This window comes from Clostridium cellulovorans 743B (assembly GCF_000145275.1).
In the GTDB taxonomy this organism is placed as follows: domain Bacteria; phylum Bacillota; class Clostridia; order Clostridiales; family Clostridiaceae; genus Clostridium_K; species Clostridium_K cellulovorans.
The window spans coordinates 2,579,228-2,596,990 of record NC_014393.1; the positions used below are offsets into that span (position 1 = coordinate 2,579,228).

20 protein-coding genes and 1 pseudogene are annotated in these 17,763 nt (G+C 30.0%); 7 read left to right on the plus strand and 14 right to left on the minus strand.

All coding sequences use genetic code 11. The annotated features are described in order from the left end of the window. The first annotated feature begins 1 nt into the window (after position 1). The 6 genes from CLOCEL_RS10865 to CLOCEL_RS10890 all read left to right on the plus strand — a co-directional run bounded on the left by CLOCEL_RS10865 (position 2) and on the right by CLOCEL_RS10890 (position 5,067). Positions 2-1,309, plus strand: coding sequence for an L-aspartate oxidase (locus CLOCEL_RS10865; protein ID WP_010076872.1), 1,308 nt, complete (start codon positions 2-4; stop codon positions 1,307-1,309). Further along, the gene (gene nadC / locus CLOCEL_RS10870) at positions 1,290-2,129 is read left to right on the plus strand and encodes a carboxylating nicotinate-nucleotide diphosphorylase (RefSeq protein ID WP_010076871.1); all 840 of its coding nucleotides are present in this window, start codon (positions 1,290-1,292) and stop codon (positions 2,127-2,129) included. The genes CLOCEL_RS10865 and nadC overlap by 20 nt, the downstream gene beginning before the upstream one ends. 131 nt (positions 2,130-2,260) lie before the next feature. Further along, on the plus strand, positions 2,261-2,923 hold the full coding sequence (locus CLOCEL_RS10875; protein ID WP_010076870.1) for a HEAT repeat domain-containing protein: 663 nt from the start codon (positions 2,261-2,263) through the stop codon (positions 2,921-2,923). A gap of 3 nt (positions 2,924-2,926) precedes the next feature. Continuing rightward, a complete protein-coding gene (locus CLOCEL_RS10880) occupies positions 2,927-3,571 on the plus strand; it encodes a YigZ family protein (RefSeq protein WP_010076869.1) in 645 nt (214 codons plus the stop codon). A gap of 107 nt (positions 3,572-3,678) precedes the next feature. Continuing rightward, positions 3,679-4,392: an N-acetylmuramoyl-L-alanine amidase gene (locus CLOCEL_RS10885; RefSeq protein ID WP_010076868.1), complete on the plus strand. Its 714-nt coding sequence runs from the start codon at positions 3,679-3,681 to the stop codon at positions 4,390-4,392. A gap of 117 nt (positions 4,393-4,509) precedes the next feature. Then, complete coding sequence (locus tag CLOCEL_RS10890; protein ID WP_010076867.1) at positions 4,510-5,067, plus strand: nucleoside-triphosphatase; 558 nt, start codon at positions 4,510-4,512, stop codon at positions 5,065-5,067. A gap of 743 nt (positions 5,068-5,810) precedes the next feature. Here CLOCEL_RS10890 and CLOCEL_RS10895 read toward each other — a convergent pair. The 3 genes from CLOCEL_RS10895 to CLOCEL_RS10905 form a co-directional block, all read right to left on the minus strand. Then, the gene (locus tag CLOCEL_RS10895) at positions 5,811-6,548 is read right to left on the minus strand and encodes a YebC/PmpR family DNA-binding transcriptional regulator (protein ID WP_010076866.1); all 738 of its coding nucleotides are present in this window, start codon (positions 6,546-6,548) and stop codon (positions 5,811-5,813) included. A 286-nt stretch (positions 6,549-6,834) separates the two neighbouring features. Beyond that, on the minus strand, positions 6,835-7,551 hold the full coding sequence (locus CLOCEL_RS10900) for a 4'-phosphopantetheinyl transferase family protein (protein ID WP_010076865.1): 717 nt from the start codon (positions 7,549-7,551) through the stop codon (positions 6,835-6,837). A gap of 151 nt (positions 7,552-7,702) precedes the next feature. Continuing rightward, positions 7,703-9,565 (minus strand): methyl-accepting chemotaxis protein, encoded by a 1,863-nt coding sequence (locus CLOCEL_RS10905; protein WP_010076864.1) that lies wholly within the window; start codon positions 9,563-9,565, stop codon positions 7,703-7,705. Between the two features lie 523 nt (positions 9,566-10,088). Between CLOCEL_RS10905 and CLOCEL_RS10910 the strand changes: the two genes are divergently transcribed. After that, positions 10,089-11,438, plus strand: coding sequence for a peptidoglycan-binding protein (locus tag CLOCEL_RS10910; RefSeq protein WP_010076863.1), 1,350 nt, complete (start codon positions 10,089-10,091; stop codon positions 11,436-11,438). Positions 11,439-11,538: 100 nt separating this feature from the next. Here the strand turns inward: CLOCEL_RS10910 and CLOCEL_RS10915 are convergent, their stop codons facing one another. From CLOCEL_RS10915 to CLOCEL_RS23465, 11 genes and pseudogenes are all read right to left on the minus strand, one after another. After that, positions 11,539-12,189 carry a DedA family protein gene (locus tag CLOCEL_RS10915; protein WP_010076862.1) on the minus strand — a complete coding sequence of 217 codons (651 nt, stop codon included), beginning with the start codon at positions 12,187-12,189 and terminating at the stop codon, positions 11,539-11,541. Between the two features lie 70 nt (positions 12,190-12,259). Beyond that, the gene (locus CLOCEL_RS10920) at positions 12,260-12,676 is read right to left on the minus strand and encodes a ribosomal maturation YjgA family protein (protein WP_010076861.1); all 417 of its coding nucleotides are present in this window, start codon (positions 12,674-12,676) and stop codon (positions 12,260-12,262) included. Between the two features lie 37 nt (positions 12,677-12,713). Further along, positions 12,714-13,016, minus strand: coding sequence for a Dabb family protein (locus tag CLOCEL_RS10925; RefSeq protein WP_010076860.1), 303 nt, complete (start codon positions 13,014-13,016; stop codon positions 12,714-12,716). A gap of 274 nt (positions 13,017-13,290) precedes the next feature. Next, a complete protein-coding gene (locus CLOCEL_RS10930; RefSeq protein WP_010076859.1) occupies positions 13,291-14,091 on the minus strand; it encodes a TIGR00266 family protein in 801 nt (266 codons plus the stop codon). Positions 14,092-14,113: 22 nt separating this feature from the next. Beyond that, the gene (locus tag CLOCEL_RS10935; RefSeq protein WP_010076858.1) at positions 14,114-15,049 is read right to left on the minus strand and encodes a DUF6263 family protein; all 936 of its coding nucleotides are present in this window, start codon (positions 15,047-15,049) and stop codon (positions 14,114-14,116) included. Between the two features lie 141 nt (positions 15,050-15,190). After that, entirely contained in the window at positions 15,191-15,685 is a 495-nt protein-coding gene (locus CLOCEL_RS10940) for a GNAT family N-acetyltransferase (RefSeq protein ID WP_010076857.1), read from the minus strand. Positions 15,686-15,794: 109 nt separating this feature from the next. Next, positions 15,795-16,652 carry an aminoglycoside 6-adenylyltransferase gene (locus CLOCEL_RS10945; protein ID WP_010076856.1) on the minus strand — a complete coding sequence of 286 codons (858 nt, stop codon included), beginning with the start codon at positions 16,650-16,652 and terminating at the stop codon, positions 15,795-15,797. Positions 16,653-16,659: 7 nt separating this feature from the next. Beyond that, positions 16,660-16,998 (minus strand): DUF2500 domain-containing protein, encoded by a 339-nt coding sequence (locus CLOCEL_RS10950; RefSeq protein WP_010076855.1) that lies wholly within the window; start codon positions 16,996-16,998, stop codon positions 16,660-16,662. Positions 16,999-17,065: 67 nt separating this feature from the next. After that, complete coding sequence (locus tag CLOCEL_RS10955; protein ID WP_010076854.1) at positions 17,066-17,404, minus strand: low molecular weight protein tyrosine phosphatase family protein; 339 nt, start codon at positions 17,402-17,404, stop codon at positions 17,066-17,068. A gap of 47 nt (positions 17,405-17,451) precedes the next feature. After that, the gene (locus CLOCEL_RS23900) at positions 17,452-17,544 is read right to left on the minus strand and encodes a hypothetical protein (RefSeq protein WP_010076853.1); all 93 of its coding nucleotides are present in this window, start codon (positions 17,542-17,544) and stop codon (positions 17,452-17,454) included. A 20-nt stretch (positions 17,545-17,564) separates the two neighbouring features. Continuing rightward, a pseudogene (locus CLOCEL_RS23465) lies at positions 17,565-17,693 on the minus strand (type I restriction-modification system subunit M N-terminal domain-containing protein); the annotation flags it as partial. Positions 17,694-17,763 lie beyond the last annotated feature (70 nt).

A 17,763-nucleotide genomic window follows, 5' to 3' on the forward strand; every position in this document is an offset into this window, starting at 1 on the left:
TATGAATTATGATGTGTTGATTGTGGGTACTGGAGTAGCGGGTTTATATTCTGCTTTAAACTTAGATAGTAATCTTAATATTTTAATGATAACAAAAGGTAAAATTACGGAAGCCAATAGTTATTTAGCTCAAGGTGGGATTTCTACAGTTAGAAGTAAAGATGATATAACTTGTTTTATAGAGGATACTTTAAAAGCAGGTGGCTATGAAAATGATATTAAAGCACTATCAATACTAGCAAAAGAATCAAGATACAATATAAAGACTCTTCTTGATATGAAGGTTCCTTTTGATAAAAATAATATGGGACTCTCCTATACTAGGGAAGGTGCTCATTCTACTAATAGAATTGTTCATTGCAAAGATGCAACTGGAAAAGCAGTGATGGATACTTTAATATCAGAAGTAAAAAAGCGAGATAATATAACTGTGCTTGAAGATACTTATTGTGCTGATCTTATAATAAGAGATAATTGTTGTTATGGAGCAGTAGCAATAAAAAACTCTGAAAGTTTCAATATATATGCTAAAGTTATCATTTTAGCTACTGGTGGTATAGGCGGTATCTTCAAAAACACCACTAACGCCCCTACTGTTACTGGTGACGGAATAGCTATGGCTTTAAAAAATAATATTGAAGTGAAAGATTTAAATTATGTTCAATTCCATCCAACTGGTTTTTATCAGAAGGAGACCTCTATAGAAGAAACATCTAGACAAGTTTTCTTAATTTCAGAATCCTTAAGAGGTGAAGGTGGAAAACTATATAATAGCCAAGGGAAACGCTTTGTTAAAGAATTGTTGCCAAGAGATGTTGTTACGGAAGCTATTCTTCAAGAAACAAAAAAAACAGGCGTACCATTTGTATATCTAGATATGACAGAACTTGATGGTGAGTATCTAAAATCTAGGTTCCCTACTATTTATGAAGAATGTTTGAAAAATAATATAGATATAACAAAGGATTTAATCCCTGTAGCTCCAGTGCAACATTATTTTATGGGCGGAATCAAGGTTGATACTAACAGTAAAAGCTCATTAGATAATCTTTACTGTGTTGGTGAGACGAGCTGTACAGGAATACATGGAAAGAACAGATTAGCGAGTAACTCCCTTTTAGAGGCTTTAGTTTTTTCAAGAAGAGCAGCGCTTAAAATAAATTCTGATATATTAAATACTCAGTTATTAACCCCAGAAGTTACAGAAACTTTTGATTTTAAAACAGTAGAAAATGCTAATAGAAGTATGTTGATTAACGAATTTAAACACAGGTTAAGGGGGAATTATAGTGAATCAATTAGTTGTTGATGATATTATATTAAATGCACTTAAAGAAGATATACCAAACACTGATATAAGCTGTGAAGGTATAATAAGCAAGGAAAGCTTAGCAGAAGTTGATTTGCTGGCAAAAGAAGAAGGCATATTGGCTGGTTTGGATATTTTTAAAAGAGTATTCATTCTTTTAGGTGATGTAGAGGTTGAATTTTATAAAAAAGATGGAGATACAGTTGTCTTTGGTGATAAAATTGGTAAACTTAGAGGAAATACTAGAAATATTCTAATGGGTGAAAGAACAGCTCTTAATCTCCTACAAAGACTTTGTGGTATTGCTACACTTACAAGTCTTTATGTAGAAGCAGTTTCAGGAACTAAGGCTAAAGTTCTGGATACTAGGAAAACAACCCCTAACCTAAGAGTTTTAGAGAAGTATGCTGTTACTGTTGGTGGTGGATATAACCACAGGTTCAATCTTTCTGATGGTGTTCTTTTGAAAGATAATCATATAGAAGCAGCTGGCGGAGTTAAAAAATCTGTTGAATTAGCAAAAAAAGCTAGTCCATTTGTTCGCAAAATTGAAGTTGAGGTTGAATCCCTTGAAATGGTCAATGAAGCATTAGAAGCTGGTGCTGACATAATTATGCTTGATAATATGGGCCTAGATACTATAAAAAAAGCTGTTTCCTTGATAGCTGACAAAGCTATTATTGAAGTTTCTGGTAATGTATCACTTGATAATATTGGACTTCTTGCTAAGACTGGTGTTGATTACATCTCCATTGGTAAGCTAACCCATTCAGCAAAAATTTTAGATTTATCTATGAAGAATTTAAAAAACATAAGCTAGTTATTAGCTTATGTTTTTTCTTATCTTACTAGAAATTACAAGATATTAATGATAATATAAACTAAATAGTTATGTGTATATAAATCACATATACTTTTATAGCCTACTGACAATATTTATGAGGTATATTCATGGACAAAAAGAATTTAATACAATTTTCTTGGAAGGATTTCGAGAATTATACAAGTGAAGAAATCAGTTATTTTCTTTATTTAGAAGGAAAATCTATTGAATGTATAAGCAAGCTTCGGGGAATAGCCCTTAATGATATAAAAAATCATATAATACAAGGTAAAATTAAGTATAGATTTTTAGCTAAAGCAAAAAATTCTAAAGAATTGATAGAGTTTATAGCTAACGCAGGAAAAGATGATAAAAAGTTTTTTTTAGAGAATATCGATTCTATAACAAGAACTGATATAGTAAATTATATTTTAGAAAACTATACAGAGTTATATCATAAAGAAAAAGAAACTGCTATATGGATTTTAGGTGAACTTAAAGCAAAGGAAGGTATCGGAATTCTTACAAAAGCAGCTGTCCATAAATTTGTTAATGTAAGAAGAATGGCAGTTTCAGCTTTAGGAAAACTGCAAGACCCAAATGGTGAGCCTGCTTTACTGAGAGCTCTTGATGATGAAAATTCTCAGGTTGTATCCTATGCTATAAAAGCATTAAGTAAACTTAATAGTGTGAAAGCAAAAGAAAAAGTTTATCAGTTAATTGAAAGAACTAACAATAATGCAGTGTTAAAAGCTGCTGAAGAATATCTTAAGGAAACTAAGGGGGAATAATTTATGTACTATACAATATTAAATTATGGTGAAGATAGATTTGAAGAAAAAAGATCTGAGTTCATAGGATATGCGAAAAGAGTTGAGACTGAGGATGAGGCAAAGGCTTTTGTGACGGAAATAAAACTTATGCACAAACAAGCTACTCATAATACTTATGCTTATATTATCGGTGAAAATATGGGAATTCAGAGATATAGTGATGATGGTGAACCACAAGGTACTGCAGGGATTCCTATTCTTGAAGTTATAAAAAAGAAAGGCGTTACAAATATAGCTGTAGTAGTAACAAGATATTTTGGTGGTGTCTTACTTGGCGCTGGTGGACTTGTAAGAGCATATTCAAAAGGTGCGGCTATAGCAATTGATGCTGGAAATATTGTAGAAAAAGTAAAAGGTATTCCCCTACATATAATTATAAGCTATGAATTGCTCGGAAAAATTCAGTATTTATGTAGTGAAAATAGTTGGCATATAGAAGATACACTTTATACAGATCAAGTTGAACTTATAATCTATGCTGAAACACATCTAGTTCAAGTAATGAAAGATAAAGTTACTGAAGCTACTAATGGTAAAGGTATATTCAAAGAAGAAAAGGATCAATACTATTTTAAAAAAGAAGGACGACTTTATATTGAAAGCTAAATCCCCTACTTTCCCTATAAAAAGCCAGTAACATAGTGAGAAAAAGTACATATTATAGTATAAAAGGCTGTAAAAAGTCTTTAAAGATTTATAGGGAGGCTTTGATTATGGCTAGATTATGCTTTGACTATGGTCATGGTGGAATAGATCCAGGTGCTGTATATAATGGCAGATGTGAAAGTGATGACGCCTTAAGCTTAGGAACTGAAATTGCTAACAGATTAAGAACTAGCGGAGTTATTGTAGATGAAACAAGAACAAGTGATATTATCCTATCTTTAGCACAAAGAAGTGAATATGAAAATAGAAATAGTTATGATTATTTTATTTCTTTCCATAGAAACGCATTTAGCCCAGAAGTAGCTTTTGGAGCCGAAACCTATATATATACAAACCCAGGCCAAGCTGCTACTGAAATGGCTGAAAAAATTCAAAATTCCATGGTCTCTGTTGGTTTTAAAAACCGTGGTGTTAAAACAGCAGATTTTTATGTATTAAGAGAAACAGTAGCTCCTGCTCTTTTAATTGAAGTGGGTTTTATCGACAATTCCAATGACAATAGAATATTTGATAGCAAAAGAAATGAACTAATCTTAGCAATAACAAACGCTATTTTATCACAATTAGGAATAAAAGCTCAATCAAGTGAAGTTACCCTAGAAAACCCAAAAACAATTCAGCCAATAACCATTTCTAAAAATGATCAAAAAATATATAGAGTTGTGTCTGGGTCCTATACTAATAGATTAAATGCAGAAAAGCAAGTTCAAAAGCTTAAAGCTTCTGGTTTTGAAGCGGTAATTATGGTATATGACAATTAGACTAAGTATATTAAAATTATCAGTGGTAATTTATCTATTAAATTTATAATAGATATATTGCCATTATTTAAGTTTATATAAGAATTTCATACTTTAAATTATTTTAAGGAGAATGATATGGGAAATATAATACTGCTTTCTGGTGAACCTAGAATTGGAAAAACCACAGCATTAAAAAAAATTATCCACAGTATCGGAAAAGAAAATTGTATTGGATTTTATACAGAAGAAATTCGAGGCAAGTTTGATAGAAGTGGCTTTCAGTGTGTTAGTTTAGATGGAACTAGAAAAAAAATAGCTGACGTTAATTTAGATACTAATGTTAGAATGGGCAGGTATGGAATAGATATAGAAGGTTTTGAGAACTTCGCAATACCTATTTTGAATAATTCTTATACTTCAAACAAAATTACTATTATTGACGAAATAGGTCCTATACAATTTTTATCAACAAAATTTAAACAAGAAATTTCTAACATTTTAACTAGCTCTACTTGTGTTATAGGTACAATTTTTTATAATAATCATCCCGATATAGATAAAATAAAAAGGATTCCAGGAGTTAAAATTTATTATATGGCAATTGAAAATAGAACCACTATTTTAGAAACTGTTCTTCAGGAAATACAACAAGTTGTACATAGTTCATCTTTAAGCAAAGAGGCAAGCATCTGATTACTTGTCTCTTCTATAGTTAACATATACTTACGTGTATGGCCATATAACAATACTTTAACATAATACCATCTATTTTTAGTATCCTATTTGAAATTTTTACTTCAATCATACCATTCTTTTTTAGACTTTGTATAATGAAGTACAATAAAATTTAATGATTTCTTCAAAGGATATATTATCCAGTTTAAGTTCTTATCAAACCAGTACCCTTCATTGTTCCAGAAATAATCATTGCTATACCAAAAGTTATAATTTGAAATGTTACTTATTTCATTGGAATACTGCTAAATTAAGAGGTATAGTTTGTGATAACAATTGATTACGTTTATAAAGTTACGCTAAAAGCTTATATTTATCATTAAGAACTACAATCTTCACTTGCACTATAATTTTGATATAGTTTCAATGATAGAACTTATACAAAAGCTTTGAAGTAATGTTACTAAATAAAAAAATATAAATTTATAAGTATTTTGGTTATTATGCGTAATACGTAGAAGGTTCAGTTAGCAAACAATAATAGGTGTGATAAAAAATATCTTTATAGCTTTTAACAATATGAAAAATCACTCCAAATCATTGTTTTCAAACAACTTTCAAGAGTGATTTATGTATATCATTGTATATAGAATTGAATATTTGACATACATCATAATGAAACGAGTTTTTTGTATGTATATCTTAGCCAAGACTAATTTTTTATTGATTTTAATTCCTTATAAACCATTTAAAATTCAGTATTAGCCTTCAAATTCCTCAGGAAACTCTGCATTGTGGTATACATCTTGAACATCATCATCATCTTCAAGTCTGTCAACAAGTCTTTGTACAGTTTCAGCAGTAGCTAAATCTACTTCAACATAGTTGTCTGGAATCATAGTTATCTCTGCTGATGCGAATTCGAAACCAGCAGCTTCTAAAGCTTCTCTTACTGTTGAAAAGTCTTCCATTGCTGTGATAATCTCAAAAGCTTCTTCTTGTGCATCTACGTCTTCAGCACCAGCTTCTAATGCTGTCATCATTATTTCATCTTCATCCATATCTGCTGTTCTTTCGATGATTATTTGTCCTTTTTTAGCAAACATCCATGCGACACAGCCGGAAGCTCCTAAATTTCCACCATTTCTATCAAAAGCAACTCTTACATTTGATGCTGATCTGTTTTTATTATCTGTTAAAACATTTACAACAAAAGCAACACCATTTGGGCCATAGCCTTCATATACTATTTCTTCGTAGTTAACTCCTTCTAATTCCCCGGCCCCTTTTTTAACAGCTCTTGAGATAGTATCCGCTGGCATATTTGCAGCTTTTGCTTTAGCAATAACGTCTCTTAATTTTGCATTAGTATCTGGGTTAGATCCACCTTTAGCAGCAACCATTATTTCCTTACCCAGCTTTGTAAAAATCTTACCTCTCTTAGCATCCGCTTTACCTTTTTTTGCTTGTATATTATGCCATTTTGAATGTCCTGACATATGTTTACCCTCCTTAGATTATAGATCATAATAATGTCTAAAAATACATAGATTTTCTAATCATTAAAATAGTTATGTAATTTTCACTGTTTTATATTATATATAAGTTGCAATAATAACTCTACATTTGATTGATATTCAATAACCTAGAAGATAACTAGTTTTGGTGTAGAAACTTAATTGCAATATATATATTTACATTGGTTATAGTAAAATAAGCTTAATATTGAGTAAAATCAAGCCTTAACTATTATATCATACAGCTATAACCAATTCAATAAACCTACTACCCAATATGACAAGGATTACTTTCGTTACCAATAAAGAAATTTATTAGGTTTTGTATACTTAGCAATGTAACATTTTCATCAATAAGACTACCTTTTGAACACATCGTAAGTTTATAATCTTCATCAAGGTTTAGAGGTTTTAATGTCCAACCGTCAATTTTTTCAACATTGTCCTTAGTGGCTTCTACTGAATAGTTTAAAACTGAGAAAGAATTTAATGGTATACTAAGCCCTTTTCCAACTGCTTTTATGTAACTTTCTTTTGAAGTCCAAAGCTCGTAAAAAAGTTCTTTTCTATTCTCTTCTGGAACTTCTAAAAAAGCCTCAGCTTCTATATTAGAGAAGAAACGTTTTACTATGTCATAATCAAATTTAGATATTTTCTCTACATCTATTCCTACTTCGCTATCTCCAATAGCGCAAACAATCCAATCACCAGAGTGTGAAACATTAAACTGTACATTATCTAAAACTCTAATAAGTGGCTTACCATACTCATTGTAAATAAACTTTATTTCTTCATTATTTATCCTATATTCGGAAGCTATAAGATATCTTATAATAAGATCAGCAAATAATCCTCTTACACGATCCTCATATCTTAAAAATCTATTGATTCTTTCTTTTTTTTCTTTAGATACATATTTACAAAGTGTTGAGAATTCTTTTGAACCTATCTTTTCTTTTATATTAATTGCAAATACTCGAATCATGTATATCTCCTAATTTAACTAATAAATCTTTCAAATGAAATTTTACTTAAACAAGTAATTATATCATAGAAATTTATTCAAATCTATTGAAAAAAGCTGTGATATAAGTATGTTAGTCTTCTTTATATCACAGCAAGAGTTATATAATTATTTATCTAAATTTAAAAACTTCAATATCTTTCTTTAATCTTTGTGATAACTTGTTTAAAGTTTCAGCCACCGTAGCTACTTCTTGCATGCTTTCAGTATTTTCCTCCATAGATGCAGAAACTTCTTCTGTAGCAGCTGCAGTTTGCTGAGCAGAAGCTGAAAGATTTTCCATAGAACTCACAATTAAGTCTTTCTTTTCAATCATATCTTTGTCTAAAATATTTATTTTGCCTACCCAATCAATTAATGAATCTAGTGAATTTGATATTTTTGTAAAGGCATCTTTAGCTGTGTCTACTATTACATTTTGAGTAGTTGCGATGTTTTTTGAAATTTTTATAGCATTTACAGCGTTATCTGAATGATGTTGAATATTTTGTATAAGTTCTCTTATAGTATTACTTGCTGTAGCAGATTCTTCTGCTAATTTCCTTATTTCATCTGCAACAACTGAAAAACCTTTGCCGGCTTCCCCTGCCCTTGCTGCTTCTATAGAAGCATTTAAAGCAAGAAGATTTGTTTGTTCCGCAATACTTGTTATTGCATTTACTATTACATTAATTTGTTTTGCACTAGAATCAACTTCTACAACTGCTTCATTAACTTTACTTACAGCTTCATCATTTTCATTTGCTTTTGTAGCAACCTCAATAATTGATGACATTCCACTTCCACTTAAAGAATTACATTCTATTATTTCTTTTTCCATTTCCTCAATAGCACTGGTTAAATTATTTATGCTTTCAGCTAAGGTTGAAGCTTTGTCATAACCATTTTGTGTATCATGAGCTTGGTTAGTAGACGTATTAGAAATCTCATAAACTGCGTGAGATACTTGATTTGTAATGGTCGTCATCTCGTTTGCAGAAAAAGATAATGTATCAGAAGACTCAGAAACCTTTAAAGCAGCATCACTTATATCGTTGAATAATACAGATAAATTGCTTGTCATATCATTAACCGCTTTAGCAAGCAGTGAAGTTTCATCTTTTGATTTAACTTCTGATTTTATAGTAAAATCTCCACCAGCTACAGATTGTAATTCCTTTGAAACTTGCACAATTGGATTCACAAGCTTTTTCGCAAATATAATAGATATAGAACCAGCTATTAAAGCTATAATTATACCTATAACAGATACAACTGTTAAAACTTTATTTACTGTAGAGTCTAAGACTGTCAAGCTCACAGCACCAACTATCCTCCAATTAGTATCTGCAATAGTTGCATAAAATCCAACTTTATCTTCACCTTGGTAATTGTATTCTACATATCCATTATCAGTTGTCGAATAAGCTTTTTGCTTAATTGCTTCTGTAGAAAGCTCTGTACCAATTTTTTCTTTAGTAGAATGGTAAATTAGTATCTTATTTTCATCTGTGAGCATATAATATGCTCCATTACCTAAATCTAAATTTTTAACGATTTTACCAATTGTATCTAAGCTAATATCAATTGCTGCTACATCTAAAAATTCACCTTTATCATTATATACAGCTTTTGCGACTGTAACATAATCTTTATTATCTAAATCAAACCATTTAGTTTCTTTAGAGTCTTTTATAGCCTTATAATTGCTATTAGTTTTGTCTAACAGATAAATTTTATCGATTCCTTCATATTTGTCGTTAATTTTATCCAGGGTTGACTTATCTACTGTATTTAGTGAACTGAGAATTTCATCATAACTTTTACAGAAACGTTCCATAGTATATTTAGCGATTTTTAAATTACTTTGAGCACTTGTCATTATTTGCTTTTTTAATTCTACTGAAAAATTAGATATACTTACAATAAGAAGAAGTACCATTGGTATAATTAATATGCTCGCAGATAAAGTTAGTATTTTTGTTTTAATTTTCACTTAAATCATCCCTTCTGATTGTTATATTAATTAAGTTTAGTATAGTTCTACATTGATTTATAGAATTTAGCTAGTGAAAAAGAGTATTCTATAAAGATTCAATAAGAACTACAAAATATTTATCGAGATGTTCTTCATAATTAATAATAATGTTTTCTATGGCTCGCATGCCAAAGTATGTAATAGTTAGTATTTCAACGTTTTACTATAGTTTCACAAATTATATTATATATTTGTTTTACGGTTCTAGAATTTTTAAACATAAATTATATTTATCTTTATTATGTAAAATTGAAGTTTAGGGATATTATATCATTTTATTACAGAAAACACTACATTCAATCTAAAAATTTACCATTTTAATCGACATTCTCCTAAGTATGTAATTATATTTTCGTAAAATAATCGAGAGCAATTGTGTATTATATGCAATCTAGTAAAGGTTTGTTGCATATTAAGCACTTTTTATATATAAAATCATATTAATATAAAGTAAGCTATTATTTAGAGAGGAACTTTTAAAATGGCAATAGGATCATTGCAAGTTAGAGTTTTAAGGGGTAACGTTGAGGCGCCTGTTGATAATGCAAAAATAGTAGTGAGTCAACACACAAGTGAAGGAACTAGACAAACAGAACAACAATTAATTACTGATTCCTCAGGACTTTCAGGGATTGTTGAATTAGACGCACCAGAAAAAGAATTTTCTCAAACTCCATCAAATACAAGACCTTATAGTACTTGTGATATAAGGGTTTCAGCAGAAGGATATGAAGATTTTGAAATCAAGGGTACTCAAATACTACCAGATACTCTTTCTCTACAAGATGTTAGGCTTAGATCAACAAATCAACGTAGACAAAATGAAGAGCAAACAGATGAGGATATAATTGTAATACCAGAAGCCGTATTATTTGGAGATTATCCTGTAAAAATACCTGAGGATCCTGTAAAGCCTCTTCCTAGTCCAACAGGAGGAGTAGTTCTTCAAAAGCCTGTTGTACCACAGTATATAGTTGTACATTTAGGAGCACCAAATGATACTTCAGTACCAAATGTAACAGTGAACTTTGCTGATTATATCAAAAACGTATGCTCAAGTGAAATATACGCAACATGGCCAGAAACAGCAATTAGGGCTAATATATACTGTATTACCTCTTTTGCATTAAATAGAATATATACAGAATGGTATAGAAACCAAGGTAAAAATTTCCAGGTAACAAATCATACAGCCTATGATCAAGCTTTTTTCTATGGAAGAAATATCTATGCTAATATAAGTAGGTTAGTTGACGAATTATTTACAACCTATGTTCAACGTCAAGGGCAAAAGCAACCTCTATTAACTCAATACGTAGATGGTGTAAGAGTAGTAAGAGATGGTTGGTTCTCACAATGGGGAAGTAAGTATTTAGCTGATAGCGGCAAGTTTCCATATGAGATCCTTACACATTATTATGGAACAGATATAAACTTGGTTAGAGCTGAAAAAGTAGTTGGAATTCCTCAATCTTTCCCTGGTTATGCATTGCGAATTGGCTCATCTGGGCAACCAGTTAGAACTGTTCAAACTTTTTTAAATCGGATCGCAGTTAATTTTCCTGCAATACCAAAATTAGCGGTTACTGGAGTTTACGATGCAAAAACCGCAACGTCAGTTAAAAAGTTCCAAGAGGTATTCAAATTATCTCAAAGTGGGATTGTAGACTATGCAACATGGTTTGCTATATCTAGACTATATGTAGCAGTAACAAAAATTGCAGAACTGAGAGAAGAAGATTTAAGAGCTTCATTAAATGGCCTATTCGTTCCTCCAATTGTAGGAGATTATGATGGTTATCTTCCAGTAATAGATTACCCAACAAATTAACCTGTTAGTTTTTTATGTAAATAATTTTCTTTAAAAATATTTTTCACATAAAAAGGGTACTCGATTGAGTCCCCTTTTTATAAAATCAAATATCATATTTTTAAACAGTAGCCTTGCTTGCTCTTTTTTCTTTAATATAAGCTATTACTCCTGGTATTACAGAAATAACAATAATAGCAATTAGTACATACGAAAAGTGTTCTTTAATAAAAGGTAAATCCCCAAAAACGTAACCTCCAACTAAGAACAAGCCAACCCATAATAATCCACCAAGTAGATTATAAGTTATAAATTTTGAATAACTCATTTCACCTATTCCTGCAACGAAAGGAACGAAGGTTCTTATTATTGGTATGAATCTACCTATTACAATAGTCATGGAGCCATGTTTTTCATAAAAAGCATTAGCTTTATGTATATATTCTTTGTTTATAAGTGGAATCTTCTCTTTTTCTAATATTTTGGTTCCTATTTTTTCTCCGATGTGATAGTTCACAGTATCTCCAATTACAGCTGCTAAGTAGAAAACTATAAATAAAGTAACGATATTAAGAGAACCTGATGCTGAAAGAGCGGCTGTAGCAAAGATCAATGAATCTCCTGGCAAAAATGGAGTAATTACAAGTCCTGTTTCACAAAAAACTATTAAGAACATAAGTGCATAAGTCCATACACCATAGTTCTGTACTATCTCATTTAAATGTTTATCTAGATGAAGTATTATATCAATAAAAGTTTGAATTAAGCTCATTTCTTCCTCCTTAATGCTGATAAAATTGTCTTTTATATGTTTATTATAAATTATAAAGATTAAAAAAAGATTAAAATCTATTAATCTTTTTTGATTTTCTTAAAACTATAAAAAATATAGATTCCAAAAGAAAACCTAGACTAATACCTAAAATATAGGCAATCAAATCACTCCACAAAAAACCAACGCCCAAAACAAGTCGACCAATTGAAGTCTTCCTTATAGAATCTATAAAAACTCCCTGATATAGTTGGCTAAGTTCAATACCATAGCAGAATAGAATAGCAAATATTGCGATTATCCACATATTCTTAGAGGGGAATAAAAATCCCAAACCGATAAAAATCATTAATGCCCATAAAGCATCTCCTAAATATATATTAAGTATATTAGGAAATAACTCAGGGAACTTTCTTGTAAATAATCCTAAAGCTATTATAGATACTAAGAATATAAAGTATATATATCTATTCCGTTTATAAATCATTATTTTTCATCCTAACCTAATTTATGAGGATTGTTGTCTATGCTGTGTAGTCTACAACAACTCTTTCTATGTTAACATTTCTTACATATCCAGCAACTCTTATATGTTCAGGATGGTTTTGGTATGTATTTAAATCATCTTCATTCTCAAATTCAGAATATAAGACTACGTCAGATGCTTGAGCAGAATCATTAAAATTAATTCCCACTTCTATTGTTTTTATTTTATTAATTACATTCTTTAATGATTCAAGATCTTCCTTTATTTTAGTAGCAATTTCTTGTTTATTCTTCCCTTCATAAGTATCTTTTAATTTCCACATTACAATATGTTTAATCATAATTTTATTTCTCCTATCTATTGTTCATTTGTATTACCTTTGAATAATTATTCTTATTATATAATAACATAAAAGAATATATATTGAAAAAAAATAAAGTAATTTAATACAGTGTATTTTAAAAATAAAAAAAGAAACCTTAAAGTCAGTAGCACTTCAAGAGTTCCTTTTAATCACAACTATTCATTTATGAAACGTATATAAACATCGTAGTCATCATTTTTCTTCAGTCGTAGAAAGAAATATTTTTTATTTATATTTTTTACAAGTTAAACTATCTATCTCCACCTAAAATATTACCTAAAATTCCAAGGGCACTGCCCTCGTCTTTTCTATGCCCTCCAAGGTGTGGTGCTGCAGCAAATACTCGTTCAGCTAGTCTGCTAAATGGTAAACTTTGAATCCAAACAGTACCAGGGCCTGTTAATGTGGCGAAAAATACTCCTTCGCCGCCAAATAAAGTATTTTTTACGCCACCAACAAATTGAATGTCGTAATGAACCTCTTGAGTCATTGCAACTAAACATCCAGTGTCAACTCTTAAAGTTTCTCCCGGCATTAAATCTTTCTTTATAATAGCTCCACAGGCATGAATAAAAGCTACCCCATCCCCTTCTAGTTTTTCGAGAATAAAGCCTTCACCACCAAAAAATCCTACACTAAGTTTTTTTCTAAAGTCAATTCCAATGGATACTCCTTTAGCTGCACATAAGAAAGCATCCTTTTGGCATATTATTCTACCACCTAATAGGCTTAAATCCATAGGTATTATCTTTCCAGGATAAGGTGCTGCAAAATATACCTTCTCTTTTATATTACCTAAGTTTGTAAAGGCAGTCATAAACAAGCTTTCTCCTGTAAGAACTCTTTTACCAGCATAGAATAGCTTATCCTTAAAGGTGCTACTTGGATTTTGGTTTGATCCATCTCCAAATATAGTTTCCATTTGTATACTAGGATCCATCATCATCATAGCACCAGCTTCTGCTACTACAGTTTCTTTTGGATCAAGTTCAATCTCTACATATTGGATATCGTCACCAGTAATTTTGTAGTCAATTTCATGAGAATTCATTCTTCCATCTCCTTTTTATATACTAATTTAGTTTTTGTGATGTATAATTAGTTTTGCTTTCTATATCCATTGGAATAGAAATACCTTTTCCTTGCATTGTCACATCACCAGTGCCTGATAATGTCTGTATTATATCTCCACTTTGTAAGAAACCATTAGACTTACTTACTTTTAATGTTTTAGTTTCTTTACCAGTTCCATTATAATTCATATTGATGCCTACCGTTTGAAGAGACTTTATTATATCATTTGCACTTAGCTCAGAATTTACATCAATAGTAACTAAATCATCTTTTATTTCTTTTAATGTCATAGCGCTGTTAATTTTCATAGGTACAGCAGCATTTAATACTGTTTCTTTTGTCCAAGAGTCCCCAACTTTAACTTCTTTTCCAGGATAAATATCCATAGATTGATTTAGTGAATCCTTTATAGCGTCGTTACCTACTGTTTGGTTTAGAAAATGAGTCAAAACTCCCTTTTGATTTTCGTCGATATCTTTAATGTTGGAAACTATAGCTTCTAATATTTCATTAACTCCATCGATATTTAATATTTTTCCTTCTCTGCTGATTTTAAATGAAAATTCTTTTCCAATAATAGATTTTAAAGCTAAGTTTTGAGGTGTGGAATTATCCATATCTTTGGTTGAATCAAAATCAAGAGTTGCACCAACAGCATTTTGCTTTTCTATTAATGAATCGTACTTAACATTAATAGTAGTAATTCCATCCTCTGCAACATCAATAATATTATAAATATATACTATTGTAGTGTTTCCACTCATATTAATGCCTTGTTGCCCTAATTTTATTGATATATTTTGTTCTATCTGCTGGGTTACTTTATAAGAGTCACCTTCTTTTACATTTAACTGGATAAGTGAATTACTCTTACATCCACTTAACAAAGATATCATCAGCATCATAATTATAAGTAAATAAGCTGTTTTTTTCATTTTCATTCTCCTTTTAGATTTCATAGTAATTTTTTCAATAACTAAATTAGTTATACATTTTGATAAGACGTTTTTATACTAGTTAAATATCTATTGTAGATTTTATGCACTGGTGCAAGATTCTATGAAAAAGGTAGCGACTTAAAGTTTCTTTTCAAAACAAAAGAATTCACCCTTTCTAAATTTAACAATGCCTCTTTTTTCATAACCATTATTCTCATATAATCTACATGCTATGCTATTTTTAGTAAATGAGTCTAAACGTATTGAATCATATGCCTCTTCTTTTCCTCGCTTTTCAGCATACTGGATAAGTTTTGTAGCAATTCCCATACCTTGATATTTTGGATCAACACAAACTCGATGAATAATCAAATTATTATCACTAGTAGTATTCCATGAAATTGATTCATATTCTCTATCTTGATAATTATTTAAAACAGCAAAGCCAGTAATTTTATTATCAGATATACATACATATAGATTTTCCCCTTGAATATCTTCTTGTATTACAATTTCATTAGGATAAATATCATCCCATTGATATATGCCATTCTGTTCCATGTTCTTAATAGAATCTCTAATTATCCTCATTATTTCTTGAATTTCTGCTAAATTTCCTTTTCTAAATTCCATACTAATAAGCCCTCTTTCTATTCATCTATAAGTTTAGTAGTCAATAAACTTAATTATGGAATAACCTATATAAAAAGATTCTACTGATTATATTCCAATTACATAAGTTTTAAGCCATCATTTGCATTCTCTTAAGGTATTCTATTACATTTTCTGCTTCTTCTTTGGAATATTCAAAGTTGAAATGTGTTGATACAGTGATAGCAAGTTCGTGGAAAAACTCACATATCTTGAGCAACTTGTCCCAAATTTCTTTATACTCTCCATTAGGGAATAAGTTTGTGAATCTGTCCATATCACTATCACTAAGGTATCTTTTAAAATATTTATAACACTTTCCTGTAGAAACTGAAAAATCATATTCAATTCCAATTTTCCAATTAAGCATTTTTAAAAACATATCCATCTGGTAATGTTCCATGAAAAATTTAACATACATTAATTCTTCTCTACATAAACCTTTTGCAATATTTGTATTTAACCACCAAAACTCATTACAACAATCCCTAAATTCTTCTTTTGACGGTTTTTGAATATAGTAATAATCCTTAACTTCGATGTTATGTAAACCATCTATTCCATCTTTATCAAGTAATATAATCCTAGGTTCTTTATCATTTATTCTTCTTTTAACATTTTCAATATCAACAAGCGTTAAATCAATTCTATTACCATCTAGAAATTGCATTAAGTATATAAAATCTTCGTTACTATTATAATCATACTGATGACTATACCAATCAACTGATTTCTGCATAATTAATCTATCACCAAATTGGTCTAGCCAATGATCATCCTTTGTAAAAGATTGAATTTCATTTACTATATAAACAATATCAAAATCTGAATATTTATCTTGGGTTGCATCAGGATCTACTCGTGAACCTGATAAATATACAGCTCGAATCCTAGCATCTTCTTTAGCTATATTTAATATTAAATCCATCATTTCTTGAGTATTTCTCATTTTATAACTACCTTTCAACACTTCCACTTACTGATTGAAATTTTAAAAAACGTGTTCCTTTAAAAGTTAAGGTTCCCCATTCATGTTCTGTAATATTTCTAAATACACGTCTTCCAACGTTAAATTTAATTTCACTGCCAGTGTCCAGTTGAAATATCAGGATCAAGGCTTCATTTGTCGACATCATGCCATTACCATCAGTATGGGAATGCATGTCTCTCTTTTTCTTAATTAGTTGAGCTTTAGTAGATATAACAGGTGAATTTTCATTTTTAATATAAGTGGCTATTCCCATAAATGCTACAAAAGCAAAGAAAATAAAAAATATTATTTGAAAGCTAAACATCTATAACTCCTCCGAAATTTTCTTGAGTGATTTCATAATATATATCCTACAATGAAGTAGCTGATGATTAAAAATCTATCTCTATATGTTCTGATCCCCTAGCTTTAAGTAATTCTATCAATTCTTCATCCATAAATCCATAATCATCAGGTATATCAAGACATATTATTCTTTTAGCATAAAGCATATGATTAAATCTATTTTTGATTTTTTGAGAATGCTTTTTCTCCATAACGAATATCATATCTGCCCAACCAATATGTCCTTCTGTAATTTTAATTCGAGCATTTGTTTCTGTCCCAGCTGATCTTACAGAATATCCATTTAATTTATTGAATATTTTTTCTGCTGTAAGACTTCGCCACTTATTTCTGCTACATATAAATAATAATTTTATGTTAATCACACTCCAAATAAACTAATTTTGTTACCAACATTTGCTTTTCTACCACTCTAACTAATAATGTTAACTTCTCTTTTCCAACCTTTAGCACCTTCTGATAAAATTCCAAGGTTCTTAATAAGATCAAATTTAATTTCTGCCAATATAATCACACTCCTCATCACTAATTTCTAAATTTATTGCAATTCCATAACTTTAAAACAATTTCTTTTAAGAATAACATTCCAAATATATAATCCAGGTATTGAGTTGCAGAAAGTTCTTCTCTTAAAACATCTGCAAAGTCCCATAGATTTGATTTTAAGTGCTATAGTGTCAATTTCTACATAATATTAAATCTCAAAATAGAAAAAACTTTTTAG